Source organism: uncultured Algibacter sp., from assembly GCF_963976535.1.
GTDB lineage: Bacteria > Bacteroidota > Bacteroidia > Flavobacteriales > Flavobacteriaceae > Algibacter_B.
Genome location: NZ_CAXBLF010000026.1, coordinates 13410 through 36161, shown reverse-complemented (window position 1 = coordinate 36161; position 22752 = coordinate 13410). Strand labels below are relative to the sequence as shown.

The following is a 22752-nucleotide window of genomic DNA, read 5'->3' as shown; positions in this document are numbered from 1 at the left end:
TTTATTAAGAATCATTCTAAAGACAAATATATGCAATAAATCTGGAAGACGGAAGTATGTAGTTAGAAGTTTTAACTATGCCGTTATTTGGATTTGTTATTGAATTTTGCTCTAAAAATTTTGAAGAATTAGGAAATCATTACAATTCCTTAGAAGGATCCCAAAATATCTTATCCAAGTTTTGAATTTGGTTTTCAATAACGGCAATACCTTCACTCTCTAATAACTGTTGCATCAAGTTTGTGCCATCAAAATGATGCTTTCCTGTTAGCAATCCTTTTCTATTCACAACACGATGGGCTGGCACATCTTTACTATGAGAACCGTTCATAGCATACCCTACCATTCTTGCGCTTCTTGCTGCGCCTAAATACGTTGCAATAGCCCCATAGCTGGTCACTCTTCCATATGGGATAAGTTTTGCGACTTCGTAAACTTTGTCAAAGAAATTAAGGGTTTCTGGCTTCATGTGTTTATTGTATTGTTTTTTAATAGTCACTCCGAAATTGTTGGAGCAAGCTATATAATCATTTCTTTGGGTATCGAACTTTTAGTTATGGATGTTTCTCTTTAGAAGTCTTGAATGATATTAATTAAAGTCACAATAGAAATAACACCAGTAATGCCACCAATAATTCGGTTCATATTTTTTTGCGAAGTGAAGGTTTTACTTTTTATTTTATCAAAAAAGAAAATATACATATAGAGCGTTACAAATGTTCCTGTAGCAGCTCCAATTACATAAGCCATAATACTTGATTTCTCAAATGTCATCCAACCGAATGATGCCAAAGTAATGGTCATATAAGCTTGATATGGTATTGGAAATACATTTATTATCGACAAAAATATGCCTTGAAAAAATCGACTATATTTGCTCTTTATTTTAGGATCTATTTGTTGTTTAGGTGTTGACTTAGCAACAAACAAAAAATAAATAGTTATTAAGATAAAAATAACAAGAGCAACACTTCTTAAAACTCCAATAACTTCTGGATGCTTACTTAAATAACTTGCAAAAATACTTGCCAGATAGGTTTGTACTATAACGATAATACAAACACCTGCGGAAAACACAATCCCTCTAACATGGCCTTCTTTTAAGCTTATTTTGGCTGCTGTCATATTCAACAACCCTGGTGGGATGACACCAATCATTGCAAAAAATAAACCTAAAAAGAAGATAAAGGTAATGTTCACTTAGAGTCTGCTTAAGATTTCGTTAATTATTTTTTTATGCCTCTTTTTGTGCATTATTTTGTTAAAATTTTGAACCGTAACTAGGCTATGTTTAAAAATTTTGCCTCATACTGCATCAAAAATAGCCTATAAAAATTCTAAACACAAATTCTTAAACAGACTCTTATTATTTTATTTTAAATCTAATATAGGTAATTGGTTTGTTTTGTTCTAAATATTGCGATTCATAAAAAGTTTGAATACTTGTTACTTCTTCCGGACTACCTTCTTGCTTATACACATTATGGTTAGCATAAATCACATCATGTCCAGCGCCATGCAACAACCCAAGTGTGTAACCGTGCATAAATTCGCTATCGGTTTTTAAGTTTACAACACCTTCTGGTATTAATATTTGCTTGTAACGCTCTAAAAATGTTGCGTTAGTCATACGGTGCTTGGTACGCTTATATTTTATTTGCGGATCGGGGAAAGTGATCCAGATTTCATCTACTTCATTTTCAGCGAATGCATGATCGATTAATTCTATTTGTGTGCGAAGGAAAGCGACGTTTGGAATATGTTCTTCAATAGCTGTTTTTGCACCTCTCCAAAAACGCGCACCTTTAATATCGATACCTATAAAATTTTTGTTTGGATATTTTTTAGCTAATGCTACGGCATACTCGCCTTTACCACACCCTAATTCTAAAACTAAAGGGTTATTATTTTTAAACATTTCTGTTCTCCAATTTCCTTTCAAATTGAATTTTGAACTAACCAACTCTTCTCTTGTTGGCTGAACCACATTGGAAAATGTTTCGTTTTCGTTGAATCTTCTAAGTTTGTTTTTGCTTCCCAAAGTTTATTAACTATTTCTTATTATTACTTTTATTTTAGCAAAATTAAGGAAATATACGAGAGCCTTATTATCTTATCTTTGATAAAACCATTTTCACTTTGAAATTACCATAGTAAGAATGCGTCTTTTTCCTTTATATTTCAAAGAGAAAGTGGTTTGAGTAAAAAAGTGCGTTAGGGATTGAAACGGCATCCTTTGTGTGAAGTGATTGAAAGTTAGATCTTAAAATTTGGATTAAGTAACTTGTTTTATGAGATCCCGAAACAAGTTCGGGACTGCTTCACAGAAAGATATAGTGGAAAGCCCGACCCTTGTGGTAACGCCATAATTTTAAAAATGAAAAAACGAATTTTAGTTGCGCCTTTAAATTGGGGACTTGGGCATGCCACACGTTGTATACCAATAATTAACGCTTTAATTGCTGAAAATTTTGCGCCAATTATTGCTAGTGACGGAGCCGCTTTAACATTGTTGCGTAAAGAATTCCCAAACCTTACCACGATAGAATTACCATCCTACAATATTACCTATACCAAAAACAGGAAGCTTTTTAAATTGAAGCTTCTTAAGGATTCGCCAAAATTTTTAAAAGCGATTAAGGCAGAAAAAAAAGCCATAGCATCTATTTTAGAGCATACCGATATTTCTGGGATTATTTCTGATAATAGATTAGGGGTTAGAAACAAAAAAGTACCTTCCGTTTTCATGACACATCAATTGAATGTTTTGAGTGGCAATACCACTTGGTTGAGTACCAAAATACATCAAAAAATTATAAAGAAATTTGACACCTGTTGGGTTCCTGATATCGAAGGTGAAATTAACTTAAGTGGAAAATTGGGTCATTTAAAAAAATTTGATGTTCCTACATCGTATATTGGTCCGTTAAGTAGGTTTACTAATACGCGCTCTGAAATTAAAAATGATTTAATAGTTTTGATTTCTGGCCCTGAGCCACAACGTACTTTTCTTGAAGAAAAACTATTGTCTGAATTAAAAAGCTACTCTGGAAAAGTTGTTTTTGTGAAAGGCATTATGGAGAAAAAACAAACCATACAGGTTATAGGAAATATTACAATTTATAATTTTATGACTTCTAAATTATTAGAAAAGACTATTAATGAAAGTGCTTTAGTTGTTTCTAGATCGGGTTATACCACTGTAATGGATTTAGCTAAACTTAATAAAAAGGCCTTTTTTATTCCTACACCTGGCCAGTTTGAACAAGAATACTTAGCAAAACGACTTACTGAAATGAGTTTAGTACCTAGTTGTAAACAAAATGTTTTTAATATAAAAAGATTGGATGAGGTTAAAACTTATGAGGGTTTGAAAGCTTTTGATTTTAAATTTGATTATACCAATCTATTCAGCCTTTTCTAAAGTAAAGGAGAATTCGCTACCAACGCCATACTGGCTTTCTACATAAATTTTCTCTCTATGCGCTTCAATAATATGTTTTACAATGGAAAGCCCAAGACCTGAGCCACCTTCTTTTCTTGAACCACTCTTATCTACACGATAGAAACGCTCAAATAGTCTTGGTATATGAACTTTACTTATACCTTCGCCATTATCTGTAATACGGACTATAACTTTATTTTTAATGAGGTTTTCTATACTAACTTCGGTAGTTCCTTTTTCACTTCCGTATTTTATTGAGTTCACCATTAAATTAGCCAAAACTTGCTGAATCCGCTCTTTATCCGCCTTCACCATTATTGGGTTGGGGTATGCTCTATCAAAAATTAATGTTGTTTTTTTCTTGTTAGCTTTCATCTCTAACATATCAAATACATTTTCGACCAACTCAACAATATTAAAAACTTCCATATTTAAACTTAAATCCCCAACTTCTAGTTTGGTAATCATGTCTAAATCTTTAATAATATAGCCTAATCTTTCAATGCCTTTACTGGCTCTTTCTAAGTATTTTTTTCTGATATTTTTATCATCCATTGCGCCATCAAGCAACGTTAAAATATAACCTTGTACTGTGAACAGAGGCGTCTTTAATTCATGCGATACATTGCCTAAATACTCTTTTCTGTACTCTTCTCTAACTTTTAGGGTTTCAATTTCAATTTTCTTATCTCTAGCAAACTTATCTATTTCTTGAGTTAAGGTTTGCATATCAGTTGTAATGGGGCCTTTAGCTAAATTTACAGATTCGAGAAGCGTTAAGTCATCATATATTTTTTTTACACGTTTGTAAATAAAACGTTCTACACTAAATTGAATAATAATCAAAGAAAATAAAAAGATACAAATAGAAAACACCAGTGGGAAGTACCATTCAAGATTATGATAGTAATACAAAAAAACACTCATTAAGAGTGTTGTATATAAAGTGATGTATAATGCCGTACGAACAGCAAATCGATATGATTTTTTAAATTTTGCCTGCATTAATCTACAAACTTATAGCCTACACCTTTTATGGTTTTGAAGCTTTTATCACCTAATTTTTCACGAAGCTTTCTGATGTGAACATCAATAGTTCTTCCACCAACAATAACTTCGCTACCCCAAACAGCATCAAGAATTTCATCTCTTTTAAATACTTTTCCTGGTTTGGATGCTAGTAAAGATAATAATTCAAATTCTTTTCTAGGTAAAATAATCTCTTTTCCTTTTGAAACAATTTTATATTCATCTCTGTTAATAACCAAGCTACCAACTTTAAGTGTGTCAGCAACATCTTCTTCCTTAAAGCGTCTTAAAAGTGCTTTAACTTTACTCACTAAAACTTTTGGTTTAATAGGTTTTGTAATATAATCATCAGCACCTGCATCAAAACCAGCTACTTGAGAATAGTCTTCGCCTCTAGCTGTTAAAAATGTAATGATTGTGTTTTTTAGATTGGGGTTTTTTCTAATAATTTCGCAAGCTTCAATCCCATCCATTTCGGGCATCATCACATCTAAAATAATTAAATGTGGAAGCTCTTTTTTTGCTTTTTTTACACCTTCCTGTCCATTTTCAGCAGTTATAATTTGGTAACCTTCACTAGATAAATTGTAACCAACTATTTCTAAAATATCTGGCTCATCATCAACCAATAATATTTTAATATCTTTTTTTTTCATTAATGATATTCTTGTTTATTGAAGTAAAGATAAAACTAATCACCTGATTTTATTAAAATACAGAAATTAATAACATTAAGATAACAAACCCATTACCTTAATTTAAACTTTCGACCAATTACGCTAATCTTTAACACTGTTTTGGCATCACTTTTGCAATAATTTATTACCTTTATATAACCAAATTATAAGTGTATGAGAAAAGTTTACTTTTTATTTTTATTCGTAGCCTTAACATTTTTTACATCCCAGAATATGGATGCACAAAATCATGTTAAGTATCCCTCTACACAGCCAAATATTGAAGGCTTAGCAATTTTCCCTAACCCCGTCAATAGTCAAAGATCCTTTATAAATATTGCATCAAAACTAAGTTTAATTAAGAATATTGAAGTTTTTGATGTTTTAGGAAAACGTGTTTTTGCCACCATTTTATCTGGAAGAGAGTTGAATATTTCAAATTTAAGAAAAGGCGTCTATATTTTAAGAATTACAGAAAATAACATCAGCGAATCAAGAAAACTTGTAATAAAATAGCTGAAATATTTAATATAATTAGAAAGCGTTGTTTACAGCAACGCTTTTTTATTTTGAATCAATTTTGACCGCCGGCAGGCAGGTTACCACAAGGCGTCGGGCTATTCGCTATATCTTTCTGTGAAGCAGTCCCGAACTTGTTTCGGGATCTCATAAAACAAGTTACTTAATTCAAATTTTAAGATCTATCTTTCAATCGCTTCACATAAAGGATGCCGCTGCTATCCCTTACCAAGTTAGTCCGCAGTTTGCAGTTATCAATCCGCAGTTATTTAGTGTACTTGAAAACTGAGTTCTATATAATAAGCTAAACAAATAATTGATTTTCTACTTAGTAAAACAGGTATTAAAAAACTTTTTCACAACCCACCCCTTAATCCCCTCCAAGGAGGGGAAACTCATACGCTACAGTTTCCCTCCTAATAAGGAGGGATTAAGGGAGGTGTGAATTTTTAATTAATCTTTACGCCACAAGTTAAAATTTCGGTAGTCAAGAATCTATCAAAAAAAATATTAATATTCTTCTGGTTAAACAATAGAAATCCCTAACGCACTTCCCCTAACTTATTTTCAACCTATCAACTTATATTAAAATGTCGTATTAATATTTTAGTGTAAATTGAATTATTTACTTTTGTTTCTTTGCTAAGGCATGATAGACATAAACTCCATTTTTCATATTAAAAATCAAACTGAATTTGAAGATTTAGCTCTGCAAATTTTTAAATTCCAATTTGAAAACAACAAGGTTTACAGGTCTTTTTGCGATTTATTATACAAACATCCTAGCGAGGTGAAAACATTAAAAGGTATTCCTTTTTTACCTATTCAGTTTTTTAAAACACGAGAAGTCTTAAGCTCTAAAGCACCAATTAAAAAAACATTCACCAGTTCTGGAACTTCGGGAAGCGAAACCAGCAAGCACCATGTTACCGATTTAAATATTTATCAACAAAGTTTCACCAAGGGGTTTGAACAATTTTATGGAGGTATTGAAGACTATGTAATCTTAGGCTTGTTACCTTCTTATTTAGAACGTGATGGATCTTCTTTAATCTACATGGTAGATAGTATGATTACAACCTCTAAGCATCCTGAAAGTGGTTTTTATTTGAATAATCTTTCTGAGTTAAAAGACACCTTAACAACATTAGATTCCGAAGGCAAAAAAGTAGTGCTTATAGGTGTTTCTTTTGCTTTGTTAGATCTGGTTGAAACCTATCAATTTAACTTAAAAAATACCATAATCATGGAAACAGGTGGCATGAAAGGCAGACGAAAAGAACTGATTAGAAGGGAATTACATAATACATTAAAAAAAGGATTTGGTGTTGAATATATACATAGCGAATATGGTATGACCGAGCTTTTAAGTCAAGCCTACTCCAAAGGATTTGGTGTTTTTAATTGCCCGCCTTGGATGACCGTTTTAACGCGTGATACTGAAGACGCATTAACTATTCAAGAATCAGGGAAAACTGGTGGGCTTAACATTATTGATTTGGCCAATATAAATTCTTGCTCCTTTATTGCAACACAAGATTTAGGTAGAACAAATAATGACGGTTCTTTTGAAGTTATTGGGCGTTTTGATAATTCTGATATTCGCGGATGCAATCTTATGGTGCTTTAATTTGTAAGGTCTTGTTCGATCTGAGACTTATTGTTAAACATACTTTATGAAAAGTTTAATTATACTATTTATAATAACGATTTCTTCTTTATCTGCACAAACTATAGACTACAATCTAAAAAAAGAATTTGTTGCAAACGGTTATGACGTTGTTGCGTATTTTAATAATGAAGCTATTGAAGGTGATAAAAAATTTACAACCTCTCTTGATGGAATCAAATACAAGTTTTCATCAGAAGAAAACCTCAAAACGTTTTATAAGAACCCTAAAAAGTATATGCCGCAATACGGTGGTTACTGCGCGTATGCCATTGCTATTAAAAGTGATAAAGTATCTATAAACCCAAAAACATTTCAAATTAAAGACGACAAACTTTATTTATTCTATAATGCTTGGGGTACAAATACTTTGGACTTATGGAAGAACGAAAATGAAAACCTTTTAAAAGAAAAAGCTGATGAAAATTGGGAAAATATAAAGTTTAAAAAATAATTTCTAACCCAAGTAAGTAATTACGACAAAAACACCAGCTAAGAAAAAGAAAAATTAGTTTTTAGTTGGTTAGTTAAATCCAAAGCCTGAGTGAAAACTCAGGCTTTGTTATTTTAAGATACTTTAATAATATATGTATGTTTTTTCCCTTTATTAAGAATGATGTACCTATCATTAATTAAATCTTCAGATGACAATTGATAATTTTCTTTAACTTTCTCCTTATTAACAGATACTGCATTCTCTTTTAATGCACGACGTGCTTCACTATTTGAGGCTAAAAAATTTGTTTTAGCAGCTAAAGCACCAATCATATCTAATTCTGAAAGCTCATTTCGAGATATTTCTGCTTGAGGAACGCCTTCAAACACATCTAAAAAAGTCTCTTCATCTAACGTTTTAATATCAACTTTAAAGGTTTTACTAAATAAAATTTCTGATGCTTTTTTTGCATTCTTAAATTCTTCATCAGAATGAACTATTCTAGTAACTTCTTCAGCTAATCTTTTTTGCAATAGTTTAAAACCTCTGTTTTCATTATGTTTTTCAACCAATTCATCAATATTTTCCTTATCTAAAAAACTAAAAATCTTGATATACTTTTCTGCATCTTCATCACTTGAATTTAACCAGTATTGATAAAATTTATAAGGTGATGTTCTATTAGCATCCAACCAGATATTTCCGCCTTCAGATTTACCAAATTTAGAACCATCCGATTTTGTAATTAAAGGGCACGTTATCGCAAAACCTTTTCCGCCAGCAATCCGTCTAATTAATTCAGTTCCTGTTGTAATGTTTCCCCATTGGTCGCTTCCCCCCATTTGAATGGAACAATCCATTTCTCTATAAAGATGAAGAAAATCGTAACCCTGCACCATTTGATAAGTAAATTCTGTAAAACTCATACCCTCAGATGAATCAGATGAAATTCTATTTTTAACAGAATCTTTGGCCATCATATAGTTTACAGTAATGTGTTTACCAACATCACGAATAAATTCAAGAAACGAAAAGTCCTTCATCCAATCGTAATTGTTCACGAGTTCTGCGGCATTAGCCTCATTACTTTCAAAATCTAAAAAATGAGCTAGCTGCCCTTTTATGGCTTCTTGATTATGTCGAAGTGTTTTTTCATCTAACAAATTACGCTCGTTAGATTTCCCCGAAGGATCACCAATCATTCCTGTTGCACCTCCAACTAAAGCTACTGGTCTATGCCCGCAACGCTGATAATGTGCTAAAAGCATAATAGGTACTAAGTTACCAATGTGTAAAGAATCTGCCGTAGGATCAAAACCTACATAAGCACTTCGCATGCCTTCCATTAGATGTTCCTCGGCTCCTGGCGTAACCGTATGTATCATGCCTCTCCAAGTTAATTCTTCAACAAAATTCTTTATCATGCTTCTTAAATTTTTACAAAACTATGCAAAGATAAAAATACAGGTATAATTAGGCAGGTATTACTTGTAATTCTTTACATAAAAAGACAGAATACCGATGACGAATGACCGATGAGAAAGTTAAAACGAAATTAATTTTTCACGCAAAAGCTCAAAGACGCAAAGTTTTAACTGAATACTGCGACTGAAAACTAATTTTTATCTTTATCCATTTCAAATATTCATTACTTTAGTTGCATGATTTTAGTAACAGGAGGAACTGGATTGGTTGGGGCGCATTTACTTTACAGACTTGTTTCTGAGAACAAAAAAGTAAGAGCCATTTATAGAAACGAGCGTAAAATCGAAAACACTAAAAGTGTGTTTTCCTATTATACTGAAAATTACAACACTTTATTTAATGCTATTGAATGGATTCAAGCTGACCTTTTAGATGTCCCAGCACTTTCTGAAGCATTTATTGGTGTTACTAAAGTCTATCATTGTGCTGCTTTTGTGTCTTTTGAACCAGATAAATACCATCTATTACGAAAAACAAATATTGAAGGCACAGCAAATATTGTAAACTTTTGTGTTTCAAATAACATTGAAAAACTTTGCTATGTGAGCTCTATTGCTACTCTAGGCAATACTTTGAACAATGAATATATCTCAGAAGAAACCAATTGGAATCCGGAAGATGATAATAGTGTTTACGCCATAACAAAATACGGAGCCGAAATGGAAGTTTGGAGAGGTACTCAAGAAGGGCTTGATGCCGTTATTGTAAATCCTGGAGTTATTTTAGGCGCTGGAATTTGGAGGTATGGTACTGGGAATTTATTTAAAAAGGCGCATAAAGGCTTAAAATATTATACATCAGGATCTGTGGGCTTGGTTTCTGTTGATGATGTGGTTTCAGTTATGACTAGATTAATGGATAGTGATATAAGGAACGAACGTTTTGTTCTGGTTGCCGAAAACTGGACTTACAAAGATTTTCTTCAAGCTTTGGCGAAAGCCGTTCATGCAAAATGGCCTAAAAAACTAGCTAATAGTAGCCTTTTAAATATCGCCTGGAAATTAGATTGGTTGCAACATAAAATCACAGGAAAAAGAAGGCAATTAACAAAACAAATAGCCAAGTCTTTAACCACAGAAACACATTATAGTAGTGATAAAATAAAAACAGCTTTAAACTATAAATTTAAAGCTGTTGACAAAACTATTGCTGCTATTGGGAATTATTATCTGAATCGAAAATAGGTTCAATTAAATTTTCCATTTCTTCTAAACTTTGTTCTATAAGCACATCTTCAATTTGTACAGAATCCCTTTTTATTAAGGTGCCTAATGAATCTTTATTAGTCAATGATTTTAGACGCTCTTTTTCCTTTGAAACTTGCTCTAAAGAATCTTCTTCCCTTTTGGTTTGCGCTTTCCATTCTATAGCTTCTTTTTCTTTTAGTTTAGCTTTAAGTCTTTCTAAACTATCAGTTAATCTTGTGTAAATATCTTCATAATCTTCAACATGAAATGCATAATAATTGTTACTTAAAGCAAATTGCAAGCTATCTATTTTGTGTTTTTCGTAAACGTAAGTATTGATATTAAGACTACTATCACGCATAGTAATTTTATTTTTCGAATTTGCAGATGTAATAAGTTTAGCATCAATTAAAATATCCACCATTTTATCCTTAGAAATTAAATTCTTAGGTTTTTCTGGGCCTTTTAAATTATTACAGGCTATTACAGTAAAAAATATTCCAATAAATAATATAAGTCGTTTTAAAATCATCTATTAAAAGTTAATCGTTTTGCAGATTTTACTTTACTAAAATCGGCATTATGGTATACTAAATTACCATTTAAAAAGGTATGTGTAATTCTTGATTTAAAAGTTGCGCCTTCAAATGGAGACCATCCACATTTATATAAAATATTGTCTTTTGTAACTGTCCAAGGGTTGTTTAAATCTACCAATACTAAATCAGCAAAGTAACCTTCTTTAATATAACCACGCCTTTCAACTTGAAATAAAATAGCAGGGTTATGACACATTTTTTCAACTATTTTCTCTAAAGATATTTTTTCTTTATGATACATTTCTAACATGGCAGGTAAAGCATGCTGCACTAAAGGACCACCTGAAGGTGCACTTGTATAAACGTTTTTCTTTTCATCAATAGTATGTGGTGCATGATCTGTAGCTATAACATCTATTCTATCATCTAATAAAGCCTTCCATAATTGATCTCTATCTTTTTTTGTTTTAACAGCTGGATTCCACTTTATAAGTGTCCCTTTTTTGTCATAGTCTTCATCAGAAAACCACAAGTGATGCACACAAACTTCAGCCGTTATTCTCTTTTCTGCTAAAGGCATTTTATTAGTAAATAAATTTGTTTCTTTTCCTGTTGAAAGGTGGAATACATGCAACCTCGCGCCTGTTTTTTTAGCCAATGCAATAGCTTGAGACGAAGATAAATAACAAGCGGCTTCACTTCTTATAATAGGATGTTGCTTTATAGGAATATCATCTCCAAATTCATCAATGTGTTTTTTTAAATTTTTCTTTATAGTCCCTTCGTCTTCGCAATGTACCGAAATGACCATGTTGGTACTTTCAAATATTTTTTCAATAACTTTTGGATCATCAACCAACATATTCCCAGTTGAAGACCCTAAAAATAGTTTTAATCCTGCAACCTGATGAACATCGAGTTTTAAAATTTCATCTAAATTATCATTAGTCCCACCAAACATAAACGAATAGTTTGCAAATGATGTTTGTGCTGCTATTTCAAACTTTTCTTCTAGTTTTTTAATAGTCGTAGTTTGCGGGTTGGTATTTGGCATTTCTATAAAGGATGTGATACCACCAGCAATAGCCGCTTTAGATTCAGTTTCAATATCAGCTTTATGTGTTAATCCAGGTTCTCTAAAATGTACTTGATCGTCTATCGCTCCGGGCAAAAGATATTTTCCTTCTGCATCAAAAACGAGTACGTCAGCAAATTTTGGACTAATAGATTCTGCTATTTGTTTTATATATTCACCTTCAATTAATATGTCTCCGCTAAAAATAGTGCCTTCATTAACTATTTTAGCATTCTTTATAAGTGTCGTTTTCTTTTTCATGGTCTTCATTTCATCTGTTTAAATTTTTATTTTTGAATCTGTCAGATGTCATTCGCCAATAATCATTTAGGTTGGTTTTAACTTTATTGTTATCGCTCATTTCTTAAATAAACTTTTCAACTTCATAGAAATAACTCCAAAAATAGCTTCAGAAATAATTCCTGAACTTAATTTGGATTCACCCCGCGTTCTATCTGTAAAAATAACAGGGACTTCAACAATTTTAAACTTTTTTAAATACGTTTTAAACTTCATTTCAATTTGAAAGGCATAACCTATAAACTTAACAGCATCTAAATCAATTGCTTCCAAAACACACCTTTTATAACATATAAACCCTGCGGTAGTGTCATGAATTTTCATACCCGTTATTAGTCGCACATATTTGGATGCCCAATAAGACATCAGAACCCTACTCATAGGCCAATTAACCACATTTACACCAGTTGCATACCTAGAGCCAATAGCCATATCTGCACCTTCTATATGGCAAGCATTATAAAGTTTTAAAACATCTTTTGGATCGTGAGAAAAATCGGCATCCATTTCAAAAATATAGTCATAGCCTTTCGCTATACACCATTTAAACCCATGAATATAGGCTGTACCTAATCCAGCTTTTTCTTTTCTAACCTCTAAAAATAATTTACCAGTAAACACATTTTGAAGTGCCTTAACTTTTAAAGCCGTTAAATCTGGTGAATTATCATCAACAACAAGTATATGAATGGTTGTTGATTGAGAAAATACTGCTTTTATTATAGCCTCTATATTTTCAATCTCGTTATATGTTGGAATAATTACAACAGTATTTAGCATACTTCTTTTTTATTGAAATCCTTTTTTTAATTTAGCAAATGTACATTAATAAGCGTTTATTTATTTGAACTCATTTAAAGTTTTTTGGTTGAAGCGAAAAATAGATATTTTATTTCAAAATGAAAGCTTTTTTGAAACTACGTAGCATCGTTACGTTGTAAGAAAAAGATAAAATATTGAAATAAAAGGGCATTTTGCAGCCAATTAAAAAAATTTAAATAAGTTCAAATAAATATTCCCTAATAATACACCCTAATCTTAAAAATTATAATAATTTTAGGGCATGCTGCGTCACATAGTTTCAAACGAGTTATTTACCATCTTATTAGTTATAGGATTAATTATTGTTGCTATTGCAAAATTAACGTCTCCAAAACGGTTTGAGGATTTTATTTTGGTTTTAGCAAACGACAAATACCTTAAAATTTATTCGAGAGATCAGAAATTCTTCGATAAGTTTGATGCTTTATTATTTACTAACTTAATTTTATCTGTTTCTGTTTTCTTTTTTATTGTTTATAAACAGATTACTGAAACACATAGTCTTTCAAGCAGCACCATGTTTAAATTAACGTTTAGTATTGGTGTTTTTATTTTAATAAAAGTACTTATTGAGCGCTTAATAGGTAGCCTTTTTGAAATCGATAAACTTATTGACCAATACCTTTTTCAGAAAATAAGTTTCAAAAATTATTTAGGCATTTTATTATTACCTATTAACGCCTTATTACTCTATAGTTTTCAGCCAACAATGCCAATAATTTATGGTGTTTTTTTTATTTTATTTATTGTAAATATTATTGGCTTAATAAGTTCATTTAAAACGCATCAAAGTTTAATAAAGAACAACTTATTTTATTTTATTTTGTATCTTTGCGCTCTTGAAATCGCGCCCTATATCATTTTATACAAGGTGTTTATTTCAAAATAAAGAAAAACTACTTGCGCTTATGAAAGTGAAAACCATTTTAGTATCTCAGCCAGAACCTAAAATAGAGAACTCGCCCTACTTCGATTTACAAGACAAGCAACGCGTAAAAATAGATTTCAGACCGTTCATTCATGTGGAAGGTGTGTCAGCTAAAGAAATTAGACATCAAAAAATTGATTTAAATAATTACACAGCTATTATCTTGACAAGTAGAAATGCTGTTGATCACTTTTTTAGAATTGCCGAAGAAATGCGATTTAAAGTTCCAGACTCGATGAAGTATTTCTGCCAGTCTGAAGCCGTAGCTTATTATCTTCAAAAATATGTGGTTTACAGAAAACGTAAAATTTATGTTGGTAAACGTACGTTTGGTGAATTATCTCCTTTAATTAAAAAATATAAGGACGAAAAGTTCTTATTACCAAATACGGATAAAGTAAAACCTGCTGTTCCTGAAACACTTAATACTTTAGGTGTAGATTGGAAACAAGCCACATTTTACAAAACTGTAGTTAGCGATTTGTCTGATTTAGCAAATGTATCCTATGATGTTTTAGTGTTTTTTAGTCCTTCTGGAATAGAATCATTATTTCATAACTTTCCAGATTTCAAACAAAATGAAACGCGTATAGCTGTTTTTGGAAATACAACTATTAAAGCTGTTGAAGATAAAGGGTTACGTGTAGATATTTCTGCACCAACTCCTGAAACACCTTCAATGACTATGGCGCTTCAAAAATATATTGAAAAGGCTAATAAAGGGAAATAGAATTCTCTGTATTTTAGATATTAAAAAGGGGATGATTTTAAAATCATCCCCTTTTTAATATCTATACTATTACTGATTATTTAATAATTATTTTTTTTACAACTGTAGTGCTTTTTGAAGAAATACTCATAAAGTAAAGACCTGAAGTTAATTCTGAACTTAAGTCTAATTCCTTATCTGCAGTTATTCCATTTAAATCGTATGATTTAATGATACGACCATTTAGATCTGAAACCATTACTTTATCCAAAGCAATACTGGAGTTTTTGATTGTAAAAATACCTTTAGATGGATTAGGATAAACACTAATATTTTGATTCAATTCAAAGTTATTATTGCTTAAAGTAGCACTAACAGTTAAATTAAAATTATGAAATCCAAAATCATTTAATTCATTACTACTATTAGTATCATTAGGTGTAATTTTAAAACTAGAAATATTAGTAGCATTTGCTGTAATTGTTGGTGTAATTGTGCCAGCGCCTAATGCGTATAACGTATTAGGTGTAATGACTAAATCTGCTTGATTTTCAAGAGAAATATTTCCTTCTTCTAAAGTATCATAGTCTAGACTATTAAGGGTAAAGCTAAAAGGGACATTATTTTTGGTTAGACTAATTATATAAGATTCATTTAAAACACTACCACCAGTACCAATGTAGACTACTAAATCACCGCCACCTAAATCATCAAGCGTTTCATCTCCTGGGTGATTAATTGATAGAACAAAAACATCTGACCCTTGAGTAATAGTTTCAGTTAAAATTACGGTATTGGTTCCGTCGTCTATTGCCGTATCCATAGTGAAATTCAAATTTTGAGAACTAATGTTGTAAATTGATAACCACAAAACAGAGCATAATAAAATGTTATGCAGAATTGATTTTTTTAAATTGTAATTTTTTTTCATAATATTGATTTTTAAGAGTTTATCAAAGTTCAATATCTCGTCGCTATTATTCAAGGGTATTCTTACGCGAAATTAAAACCACGTATAAATACCTATTTATTAATTAAACAGCCTGTAATAGATAATATTTAAGTAGATTTATTCTTTAATTTCTAGAACAGAATCACCTTCCCGTTTGGCGCCTTAAGAATGGAAATAATCGATAGTTTTTTTGAATATTCGATCATCGCATTGATTGTTATCAATACATCTCTGTTTGTCTCTAGTTATAACAGGAATCGTAAAAGCCCCTCTTACAAGTTACTTTTCTTGCACCTTTTCTGTGCATTAATTATTAACCTTTCCGTTTTTATTTTAGCTAAGTTTAATATTAACAACCTATATTTTTCACACTATTATTTTATTTCACAATTTGTAATTCTATCTCTATTTTATAGATCGCAATTTAAAAAAGCTCAAAAACTTATCGTTTTAATACTATTAGTAGTAGTTCTTATTATTCTTGCCATACAGTATTCCATTTGGCCTGAGTTATACTTTAAGTTTAATACTATTGAAGTTTTTATAACTAGTTTTCCTATTATAGTATATTCTGTTATATACTTATTTAATTCATTAAGTAAATCGTCAAAGTATATGTATATTAACACAGGTGTTTTAATTTATATAACTACCAGTACCCTTATTTTTATATTAGGAGATTACTTAAGTAGCATTATTAACAGCAAAGGAGTTGGTAATATTTGGCTCATTAACAAAATACTATATGTTATTTATTTAACATTAATTTTTACAGAATGGTGGAAGAATTTCAGAATAGTGAAGAACAAATAGTTAATGCCCTTGTTTATGGTCTAATTTTCTTAGTGCTTTCAACAATAGGTTTATTTTTATTCTTCTATTTCTCAAGACAAAAAATCATTAAAAAAGAAATAGAGAAAGTAAATATTAAACTCGATTATCAAAAAAGAATATTACAAAACACTATAAATGTTCAAGAAGAAGAGCGTAAAAGAATTGCTCAAGATTTACATGATGCTATTAGTTCAAAACTAAATGTAATAAGCTTAACTACTAATGTACTAATAGAAGATGATTCACTTATAAAAACACATAAAGAAGCTTTGAATCATATTCTTAATATTACCACTCAAACTTTAGAAAGTTCTAGAGAGATTGCACATAAGTTATTGCCTCCTTCATTAAACAAGTTTGGTTTAAAAGTTACCCTTGAAGAATTGTTTGACGAGATTACCTCAAATACAGCTATTAAAATATTTCATGACATAGAAGTACTTGATTTTCTTAGTAAAAGCAGTGAACTCCATATTTTCAGAATCGCCCAAGAATTAATCAATAATGCCCTAAACCATGGAAAAGCAACCCAATTACAAATGAAACTTAAAAAAGGAAGTAAAGGATTTGTTCTCATTTTTAATGATAATGGTGAAGGTTTCAAAATCAATGACGACACTAAAAGACCCGGTTTGGGATTACAAAACATAAAGAGTCGTGTTTCTATTTTAAATGGAAAGCTAAAAATAGAAAGTTCTAAGAATACAGGAAGTACCCTCACAATAAATTGTCATTCGTATGATATCTAAAATCAAAATAGTACTGGCAGATGATGAATTGTTATTCAGAGAAGGTCTCATATCTATATTAAGCAAAGAAAAAGACATAGACATTCTTTTCGGCGCTGAGGATGGTTCAGATTTAGTCCGCCAATTAAAATCAGCGAACGTATTACCTGAAATTGTTCTAACGGACTTAAAAATGCCAAATTTAAATGGTGTTGAAGCTACTAAATTAATAAGAAAAGAATTTCCGAGCATTAAAATTATTGCACTTACTAGTTATTTTAGCAAACCATTTATAGTTAATATGATTTCTATTGGAGCTGTAGCCTATTTAGCAAAAAATAGCACTCCAAAATTGATGTTAACTACTATTAGAGAGGTTGTGAAGAAGGGATTTTATTATGACGATAAGGTTTTAAAATTTATTCATGAAGACCTTATTAATAATGGCCATAAAAGTTCAAAGTCTAATTTTGACACCACCTATTTCACCAAACGTGAAATGCAAGTCCTTAAACTAATATGCAAACAATTTACGGCTAATGAAATTGGAGAAGTACTCTATATCAGTCCAAGAACTGTTGACGGTCATCGCAAAAATTTATTATTAAAAACAGAATCTAAAAACGTTGCTGGCTTGGTAGTTTATGCCATACAAAATGGATTTATAGGTATGGATGAAAATCTATAAGAAAAACGGTCTCTAAATTCTTAAAAAATGCAAACCCATTTAAGACTACTTCCTTAAAACGCATACCGTTGCGGACCACCACGTCTAATTTCCTCAGTACAATGCATTTCAAACTTTTTAAAGTTTTCTCTAAAAGCATTTGTTAATTTGAAAGCCGTAGTGTAATAAGATTCATCATTATTCCAAGTAGCTCTTGGGCTTAAAACACTTGTTGGTACTCCAGGACAACTTCTTGGTTGAGCGACACCAAATACGGAGTGTATATGGTAATCGTCATAATTATACAAACCTAAATCACCATTTAATACGGCATTAATCATAGCACGTGTGTACTTTAATTTCATTCGGGTTCCTACACCATAAGGACCACCTGTCCAACCCGTATTTACTAACCAAACATTAACCCCAGCATCAATCATTTTTTTACTTAACATTTCCGCGTATTTAGCAGGATGTAAAGGCATAAAAGGCGCGCCAAAACACGCCGAGAACGACGGCAGCGGTTCTTTAACTCCGGCTTCCGTTCCAGCTACTTTTGCAGTATAACCAGATATAAAATGATAGGCTGCCTGACTTGGCGTTAACTTTGAAATTGGCGGAATAACTCCAAAAGCATCAGCTGTTAAAAAGAATATGTTTTTTGGATTTTTACCTATTGATGGTACTTGTATATTTTCAATATAATGAATTGGGTAGCTTACTCTTGTGTTTTGTGTGATCGATGTATTTTCAAAATCAACATCACCATTATTATTTAAAATTACATTTTCAAGAATGGCTCCTTTTTTTATGGCATCATAAATTTCAGGCTCATTGTCTCTAGATAAGTTAATCACTTTAGCATAACAACCGCCTTCAAAATTAAAAACCGTATTTTCATTAGTCCAACCATGTTCATCATCGCCAATTAAACTTCTATTAGGGTCTGTTGATAATGTTGTTTTTCCAGTTCCTGACAGTCCAAAGAAAATTGCCGTATCTCCCCTCGTACCTACATTAGCACTGCAGTGCATTGGAAGTGTGTTTTTAAACACAGGTAATATAAAGTTTAAAGCAGAGAAAATCCCTTTTTTAATTTCGCCTGTATAACCAGTACCACCAATTAATGCTATTTTTTTGGTGAAATTTAGAATTGCAAAATTGTGTTGACGTGTTCCATCTACATCAGGGTTTGCCATAAAACCTGGCGCATTAACAACTGTCCATTCTGGGTCAAAGTTTTTTAATTCATCTTCAGTAGGACGTAAAAACATATTATATGCAAACTGGTTACTCCAAGGGTATTCATTAATAACACGAATATTTAGTTTGTAATGGTCGTCTGCACAAGCATAACTATCTCTAACAAAAAGGTCTTTTTCAGACAAATAATCTACAACCTTATCATATAATTTATCAAACTTTTCAGGTTCAAAAGCAATATTAATATCTCCCCACCAAACACGATCTTTTGTAATAGCATCTTTTACAATAAATCTATCCTTAGGAGAACGTCCTGTAAACTCACCTGTATTTACAGCTAAAGCTCCAGATGATGCTTCAACTCCAAGTCCTTTTGATATTGAAATATCATGAAGCGCTTCAGGAGATAATTGATAATTTACTTTGGCATTTTTTATGCCATATTCTTCTAACGAAATCGTTTTCGTAACCTGACCGTAATTTTCCATATTCGATGTAAAATTGTTTATCTGACAAAATTAAAACAATTATTTTAAGTATATGCTAATTATATCTGCTTTTTAGACGAATTCTTTATGAAATCGATAAACAGGAAAATCCATGCAAAAATTAACGACAAACCACCTATTGGGGTTATAAAACCAATAGATTTAAAATTGAAAGTTGATAATTCATTAGTTGCTAATCCATAAATAGAACCAGAAAAAAACAAAAGCCCAACAACAACCAAATAGTAGATTATTTTTTTAGTTTTTTGTTGAATTAAATGGGTACTTCCTATAAATAATAACAAAAGTGCATGATACATTTGGTAACGCACACCTGTTTCAAAAGTTTGTTGTGATTCATGAGGAATTAATCCCTTTAGCGCATGTGCACCAAAAGCGCCTAAAATAATACTTAAAATGCCCAATATTGAAGCGGTAACTAAAATCGTTTTATTCATTTTTTATAAATTATTCGCAATAATTGCTTTTAATATCTATTAATTTCGTAAAATTGAATGCGTTTTTGGCGTTTCAATAATTAAAACAAAATTACTCAACAAAATTCAATATGCGAAAGATTTTAATCATTGGTTCAGGAAAATCCACATCATATTTATTAAAATATCTATTAGATAAGGCCTCATCCGAAAGTTTATTTATAACTGTAGGCGATTTAAATATTGAAAATGCCAAAACCTTAATTGGCAATCATAAAAATGCGGAAGCTATAACATTAGATGTTTTTGACGAGTCCTCTAGGATCAAAGCAATTAAAAATGCCGATATCGTTGTGTCTATGCTCCCAGCACGTTTTCATGTTGAAGTAGCAAAAGATTGCATTACTTACAAAAAACACATGGTTACAGCATCTTATGTAAGTGATGAGATGCAAGCATTAGATGATGATGCCAAAGCAAACGGTCTCATTTTAATGAACGAAATTGGAGTAGATCCAGGAGTAGATCATATGAGCGCTATGCACGTTTTAGACAGAATAAGAGATAAAGGCGGTAAAATTATTTTATTTGAATCCTTCACAGGAGGATTAGTTGCTCCGGAAAGCGACAATAATCTTTGGAACTATAAATTCACTTGGAATCCTAGAAACGTCGTTGTAGCAGGTCAAGGTAGTGCCGCAAAATTTTTACAAGAAGGTGCTTATAAATACATTCCTTATAACCGTTTGTTTAGGCGCACAGAGTTTTTAGAAATCGAAAAGTTTGGACGCTTTGAAGTGTATGCTAACAGAGATTCTTTAAAATACCAAAGTGTTTATGGTTTACATAACGTTAAAACGCTATATCGTGGCACCATGCGACGCGTAGGTTTTAGTCGTGCTTGGAATATTTTTATAACCCTTGGAATGACTGACGACAGCTACACCATCGATGATAGCGAAAACATGAGTTACCGCGATTTTACTAACTCTTTTCTAACCTATAGCCCATCAGATTCTGTAGAGTTAAAACTAAGACACGCACTTAAAATTGATCAAGATGATGTGGTATGGGACAAACTCATTGAAATCGATATATTTAATCCCAACAAACGCGTAGAACTCAAAAAAGCGACACCAGCACAAATTCTTCAAAAAATATTAATGGATAGTTGGACATTATCCAAAGACGATAAGGATATGATTGTTATGTACCATAAATTTGGTTATGAATTACATGGTAAAAAACATCAAATAGATGCCAATATGGTGGTTCTTGGCGAAGACCAAACCTATACGGCTATGGCAAAAACTGTTGGCTTACCCGTTGCTATAGCTACACTTGCCCTTTTAAATGGTAAAATCACAACTCCTGGAGTTCAAATTCCTATTACCAAAGAAGTTTATCAACCTATTTTAAAAGAACTTGAGGAATTCGGCATCGTTTTCCAAGAAAAAGAAGTGCCATATTTAGGGTACAATCCTTTAAATAATTAATATTTGGGCGTTACCCTAAAAGGGGCGGGCTTTCCACTATATCTTTCTGTGAAGCAGTCCCGAACTTGTTTCGGGATCTCATAAAACAAGTTACTTAATCCAAATTTTAAGATCTAACTTTCAATCACTTCACACAAAGGATGCCGTTTCAATCCCTAACGCGAATCAGTCTCCAGTTAACAGTCAACAGTTAGCTAAAGCATTCCAAAAGTGTTAAACAAAATTAATCTAAACTCGTATCATAGCAAAAAGTAAAGTCTCAAATTTCGACGCAGTTGGAAACATCAATGTGCAGAAATAGTGAGCGAAAGAATGGAATCGCAAAGCGCAGCTTTAAGCGTGTAATTCTGAAAGCGAATGTTCCGCAGGAATTTCCTCAGATTGATTTGATTTTTTGGTTCGTTTTGCATCAAGGCAAAATGAACATACAAAAACATTTAATTTATTCGTCTAATCAAAATAAAGTTTCAATTTAAAACCAAATACTTACTTTTATGTTTTAGATTAATACAAAATGGCAAGATTCCCTCCCAATAGTTATCGGGATTCAAGGGAATGAAAAAAAAGAGCTTTTTATGAAACAAAAAAACAAAATCATAACCCTTGATGGTATCGATAAAAAAATATTACGGGCCTTAACCACAGACGCGAGAACTCCTATTTTAGAAATTGCACGACATGTTGGCATTTCTGGAGCTGCTATTCACCAACGCTTACGTAAACTAGAAAAATCTAAACTTATTTCTGGTTCAAAATTTATTATCAATGCAGAAGTTTTAGGCTTTACAACCTTAGCATTTGTTGGTATTTATCTAGATAAAGCCGCAAATACAGATGACGTAGTAAGAGCCTTAAAACGCATTCCAGAAGTTTTAGAATGCCACTACACTACCGGCAATTACAGTCTGTTTATAAAGCTTTTAAGTCGAGATAACGCCCACTTAATGCGCTTACTTCATGAAAATATTCAAACAATTAATGGTGTTCAACGCACTGAATCCCTTATTTCTCTCGACCAACAAATTGATAGACAAGTACATATATAAAATAGTTTAGTACATGACAAAAATATAAAAGTGTCACATTGAGCGCAGTCGAAATGCTTTTGAATACGATATTTCCAATGT

Annotated in this window: 23 protein-coding genes; 11 read left to right on the top strand and 12 right to left on the bottom strand. The window is 31.6% G+C overall.

Features of this window, described 5'->3' with window-relative positions:
* Positions 1-139 precede the first annotated feature (139 nt).
* The 3 genes from AAC024_RS08990 to trmB all read right to left on the bottom strand — a co-directional run bounded on the left by AAC024_RS08990 (position 140) and on the right by trmB (position 2041).
* Complete coding sequence (locus AAC024_RS08990) at positions 140-469, bottom strand: MGMT family protein (RefSeq protein WP_339894975.1); 330 nt, start codon at positions 467-469, stop codon at positions 140-142.
* Positions 470-570: 101 nt separating this feature from the next.
* Entirely contained in the window at positions 571-1200 is a 630-nt protein-coding gene (locus tag AAC024_RS08985) for a LysE family transporter (protein WP_339894974.1), read from the bottom strand.
* Positions 1201-1366: 166 nt separating this feature from the next.
* Positions 1367-2041: a tRNA (guanosine(46)-N7)-methyltransferase TrmB gene (gene trmB / locus AAC024_RS08980; protein WP_339894972.1), complete on the bottom strand. Its 675-nt coding sequence runs from the start codon at positions 2039-2041 to the stop codon at positions 1367-1369.
* A gap of 336 nt (positions 2042-2377) precedes the next feature.
* On the opposite strand from trmB, the gene AAC024_RS08975 reads away from it, so the two are divergent.
* Entirely contained in the window at positions 2378-3424 is a 1047-nt protein-coding gene (locus tag AAC024_RS08975; protein WP_339894971.1) for a glycosyltransferase, read from the top strand.
* Here AAC024_RS08975 and AAC024_RS08970 read toward each other — a convergent pair.
* Positions 3407-4450, bottom strand: a complete 1044-nt coding sequence (locus AAC024_RS08970) for an ATP-binding protein (protein ID WP_339894969.1) — start codon at positions 4448-4450, stop codon at positions 3407-3409. The genes AAC024_RS08975 and AAC024_RS08970 overlap by 18 nt on opposite strands.
* Positions 4450-5130 (bottom strand): response regulator transcription factor, encoded by a 681-nt coding sequence (locus AAC024_RS08965; RefSeq protein ID WP_339894968.1) that lies wholly within the window; start codon positions 5128-5130, stop codon positions 4450-4452. Before AAC024_RS08965 ends, AAC024_RS08970 begins: the two co-directional genes overlap by 1 nt.
* Before the next feature lie 195 nt (positions 5131-5325).
* Between AAC024_RS08965 and AAC024_RS08960 the strand changes: the two genes are divergently transcribed.
* The 3 genes from AAC024_RS08960 (at position 5326) to AAC024_RS08950 (ending at position 7793) form a co-directional block, all read left to right on the top strand.
* A complete protein-coding gene (locus tag AAC024_RS08960; RefSeq protein ID WP_339894966.1) occupies positions 5326-5667 on the top strand; it encodes a T9SS type A sorting domain-containing protein in 342 nt (113 codons plus the stop codon).
* 652 nt (positions 5668-6319) lie between these two features.
* Positions 6320-7300: an acyl transferase gene (locus tag AAC024_RS08955; protein ID WP_339894965.1), complete on the top strand. Its 981-nt coding sequence runs from the start codon at positions 6320-6322 to the stop codon at positions 7298-7300.
* Between the two features lie 46 nt (positions 7301-7346).
* Positions 7347-7793: a YHS domain-containing (seleno)protein gene (locus AAC024_RS08950; protein WP_339894963.1), complete on the top strand. Its 447-nt coding sequence runs from the start codon at positions 7347-7349 to the stop codon at positions 7791-7793.
* Positions 7794-7906: 113 nt separating this feature from the next.
* Here the strand turns inward: AAC024_RS08950 and tyrS are convergent, their stop codons facing one another.
* Positions 7907-9199: a tyrosine--tRNA ligase gene (tyrS, locus tag AAC024_RS08945; RefSeq protein ID WP_339894962.1), complete on the bottom strand. Its 1293-nt coding sequence runs from the start codon at positions 9197-9199 to the stop codon at positions 7907-7909.
* Between the two features lie 237 nt (positions 9200-9436).
* Between tyrS and AAC024_RS08940 the strand changes: the two genes are divergently transcribed.
* Positions 9437-10444, top strand: a complete 1008-nt coding sequence (locus AAC024_RS08940; protein WP_339894961.1) for an NAD-dependent epimerase/dehydratase family protein — start codon at positions 9437-9439, stop codon at positions 10442-10444.
* On the opposite strand, the gene AAC024_RS08935 is transcribed toward AAC024_RS08940, so the two are convergent.
* The 3 genes from AAC024_RS08935 to AAC024_RS08925 form a co-directional block, all read right to left on the bottom strand.
* Positions 10413-10979, bottom strand: coding sequence for a DUF4296 domain-containing protein (locus AAC024_RS08935; RefSeq protein WP_339894959.1), 567 nt, complete (start codon positions 10977-10979; stop codon positions 10413-10415). The two genes, AAC024_RS08940 and AAC024_RS08935, sit on opposite strands and share 32 nt — an antisense overlap.
* Complete coding sequence (locus tag AAC024_RS08930; RefSeq protein WP_339894957.1) at positions 10976-12322, bottom strand: dihydroorotase; 1347 nt, start codon at positions 12320-12322, stop codon at positions 10976-10978. Before AAC024_RS08930 ends, AAC024_RS08935 begins: the two co-directional genes overlap by 4 nt.
* 96 nt (positions 12323-12418) lie before the next feature.
* Positions 12419-13141 (bottom strand): polyprenol monophosphomannose synthase, encoded by a 723-nt coding sequence (locus AAC024_RS08925; protein WP_339894956.1) that lies wholly within the window; start codon positions 13139-13141, stop codon positions 12419-12421.
* A gap of 283 nt (positions 13142-13424) precedes the next feature.
* Between AAC024_RS08925 and AAC024_RS08920 the strand changes: the two genes are divergently transcribed.
* Together AAC024_RS08920 and AAC024_RS08915 are read left to right on the top strand one after the other, a co-directional pair.
* Complete coding sequence (locus AAC024_RS08920) at positions 13425-14072, top strand: DUF4271 domain-containing protein (RefSeq protein WP_339894955.1); 648 nt, start codon at positions 13425-13427, stop codon at positions 14070-14072.
* A 19-nt stretch (positions 14073-14091) separates the two neighbouring features.
* On the top strand, positions 14092-14841 hold the full coding sequence (locus AAC024_RS08915) for a uroporphyrinogen-III synthase (RefSeq protein WP_339894954.1): 750 nt from the start codon (positions 14092-14094) through the stop codon (positions 14839-14841).
* A 76-nt stretch (positions 14842-14917) separates the two neighbouring features.
* Here AAC024_RS08915 and AAC024_RS08910 read toward each other — a convergent pair whose 3' ends face one another.
* Entirely contained in the window at positions 14918-15751 is an 834-nt protein-coding gene (locus AAC024_RS08910) for a T9SS type A sorting domain-containing protein (RefSeq protein ID WP_339894952.1), read from the bottom strand.
* A 797-nt stretch (positions 15752-16548) separates the two neighbouring features.
* On the opposite strand from AAC024_RS08910, the gene AAC024_RS08905 reads away from it, so the two are divergent.
* Together AAC024_RS08905 and AAC024_RS08900 are read left to right on the top strand one after the other, a co-directional pair.
* The gene (locus AAC024_RS08905) at positions 16549-17355 is read left to right on the top strand and encodes an ATP-binding protein (protein ID WP_339894950.1); all 807 of its coding nucleotides are present in this window, start codon (positions 16549-16551) and stop codon (positions 17353-17355) included.
* Complete coding sequence (locus tag AAC024_RS08900; protein WP_339894949.1) at positions 17345-18022, top strand: response regulator transcription factor; 678 nt, start codon at positions 17345-17347, stop codon at positions 18020-18022. Before AAC024_RS08905 ends, AAC024_RS08900 begins: the two co-directional genes overlap by 11 nt.
* A gap of 53 nt (positions 18023-18075) precedes the next feature.
* Here the strand turns inward: AAC024_RS08900 and pckA are convergent, their stop codons facing one another.
* A complete protein-coding gene (gene pckA, locus AAC024_RS08895; RefSeq protein ID WP_339894948.1) occupies positions 18076-19692 on the bottom strand; it encodes a phosphoenolpyruvate carboxykinase (ATP) in 1617 nt (538 codons plus the stop codon).
* Positions 19693-19751: 59 nt separating this feature from the next.
* On the bottom strand, positions 19752-20150 hold the full coding sequence (locus AAC024_RS08890; RefSeq protein WP_339894947.1) for a DUF423 domain-containing protein: 399 nt from the start codon (positions 20148-20150) through the stop codon (positions 19752-19754).
* 110 nt (positions 20151-20260) lie between these two features.
* Between AAC024_RS08890 and AAC024_RS08885 the strand changes: the two genes are divergently transcribed.
* A complete protein-coding gene (locus AAC024_RS08885; RefSeq protein WP_339894945.1) occupies positions 20261-21625 on the top strand; it encodes a saccharopine dehydrogenase C-terminal domain-containing protein in 1365 nt (454 codons plus the stop codon).
* Between the two features lie 575 nt (positions 21626-22200).
* Positions 22201-22671, top strand: a complete 471-nt coding sequence (locus tag AAC024_RS08880) for an Lrp/AsnC ligand binding domain-containing protein (protein WP_339894944.1) — start codon at positions 22201-22203, stop codon at positions 22669-22671.
* The last annotated feature ends 81 nt before the right edge of the window (positions 22672-22752 follow it).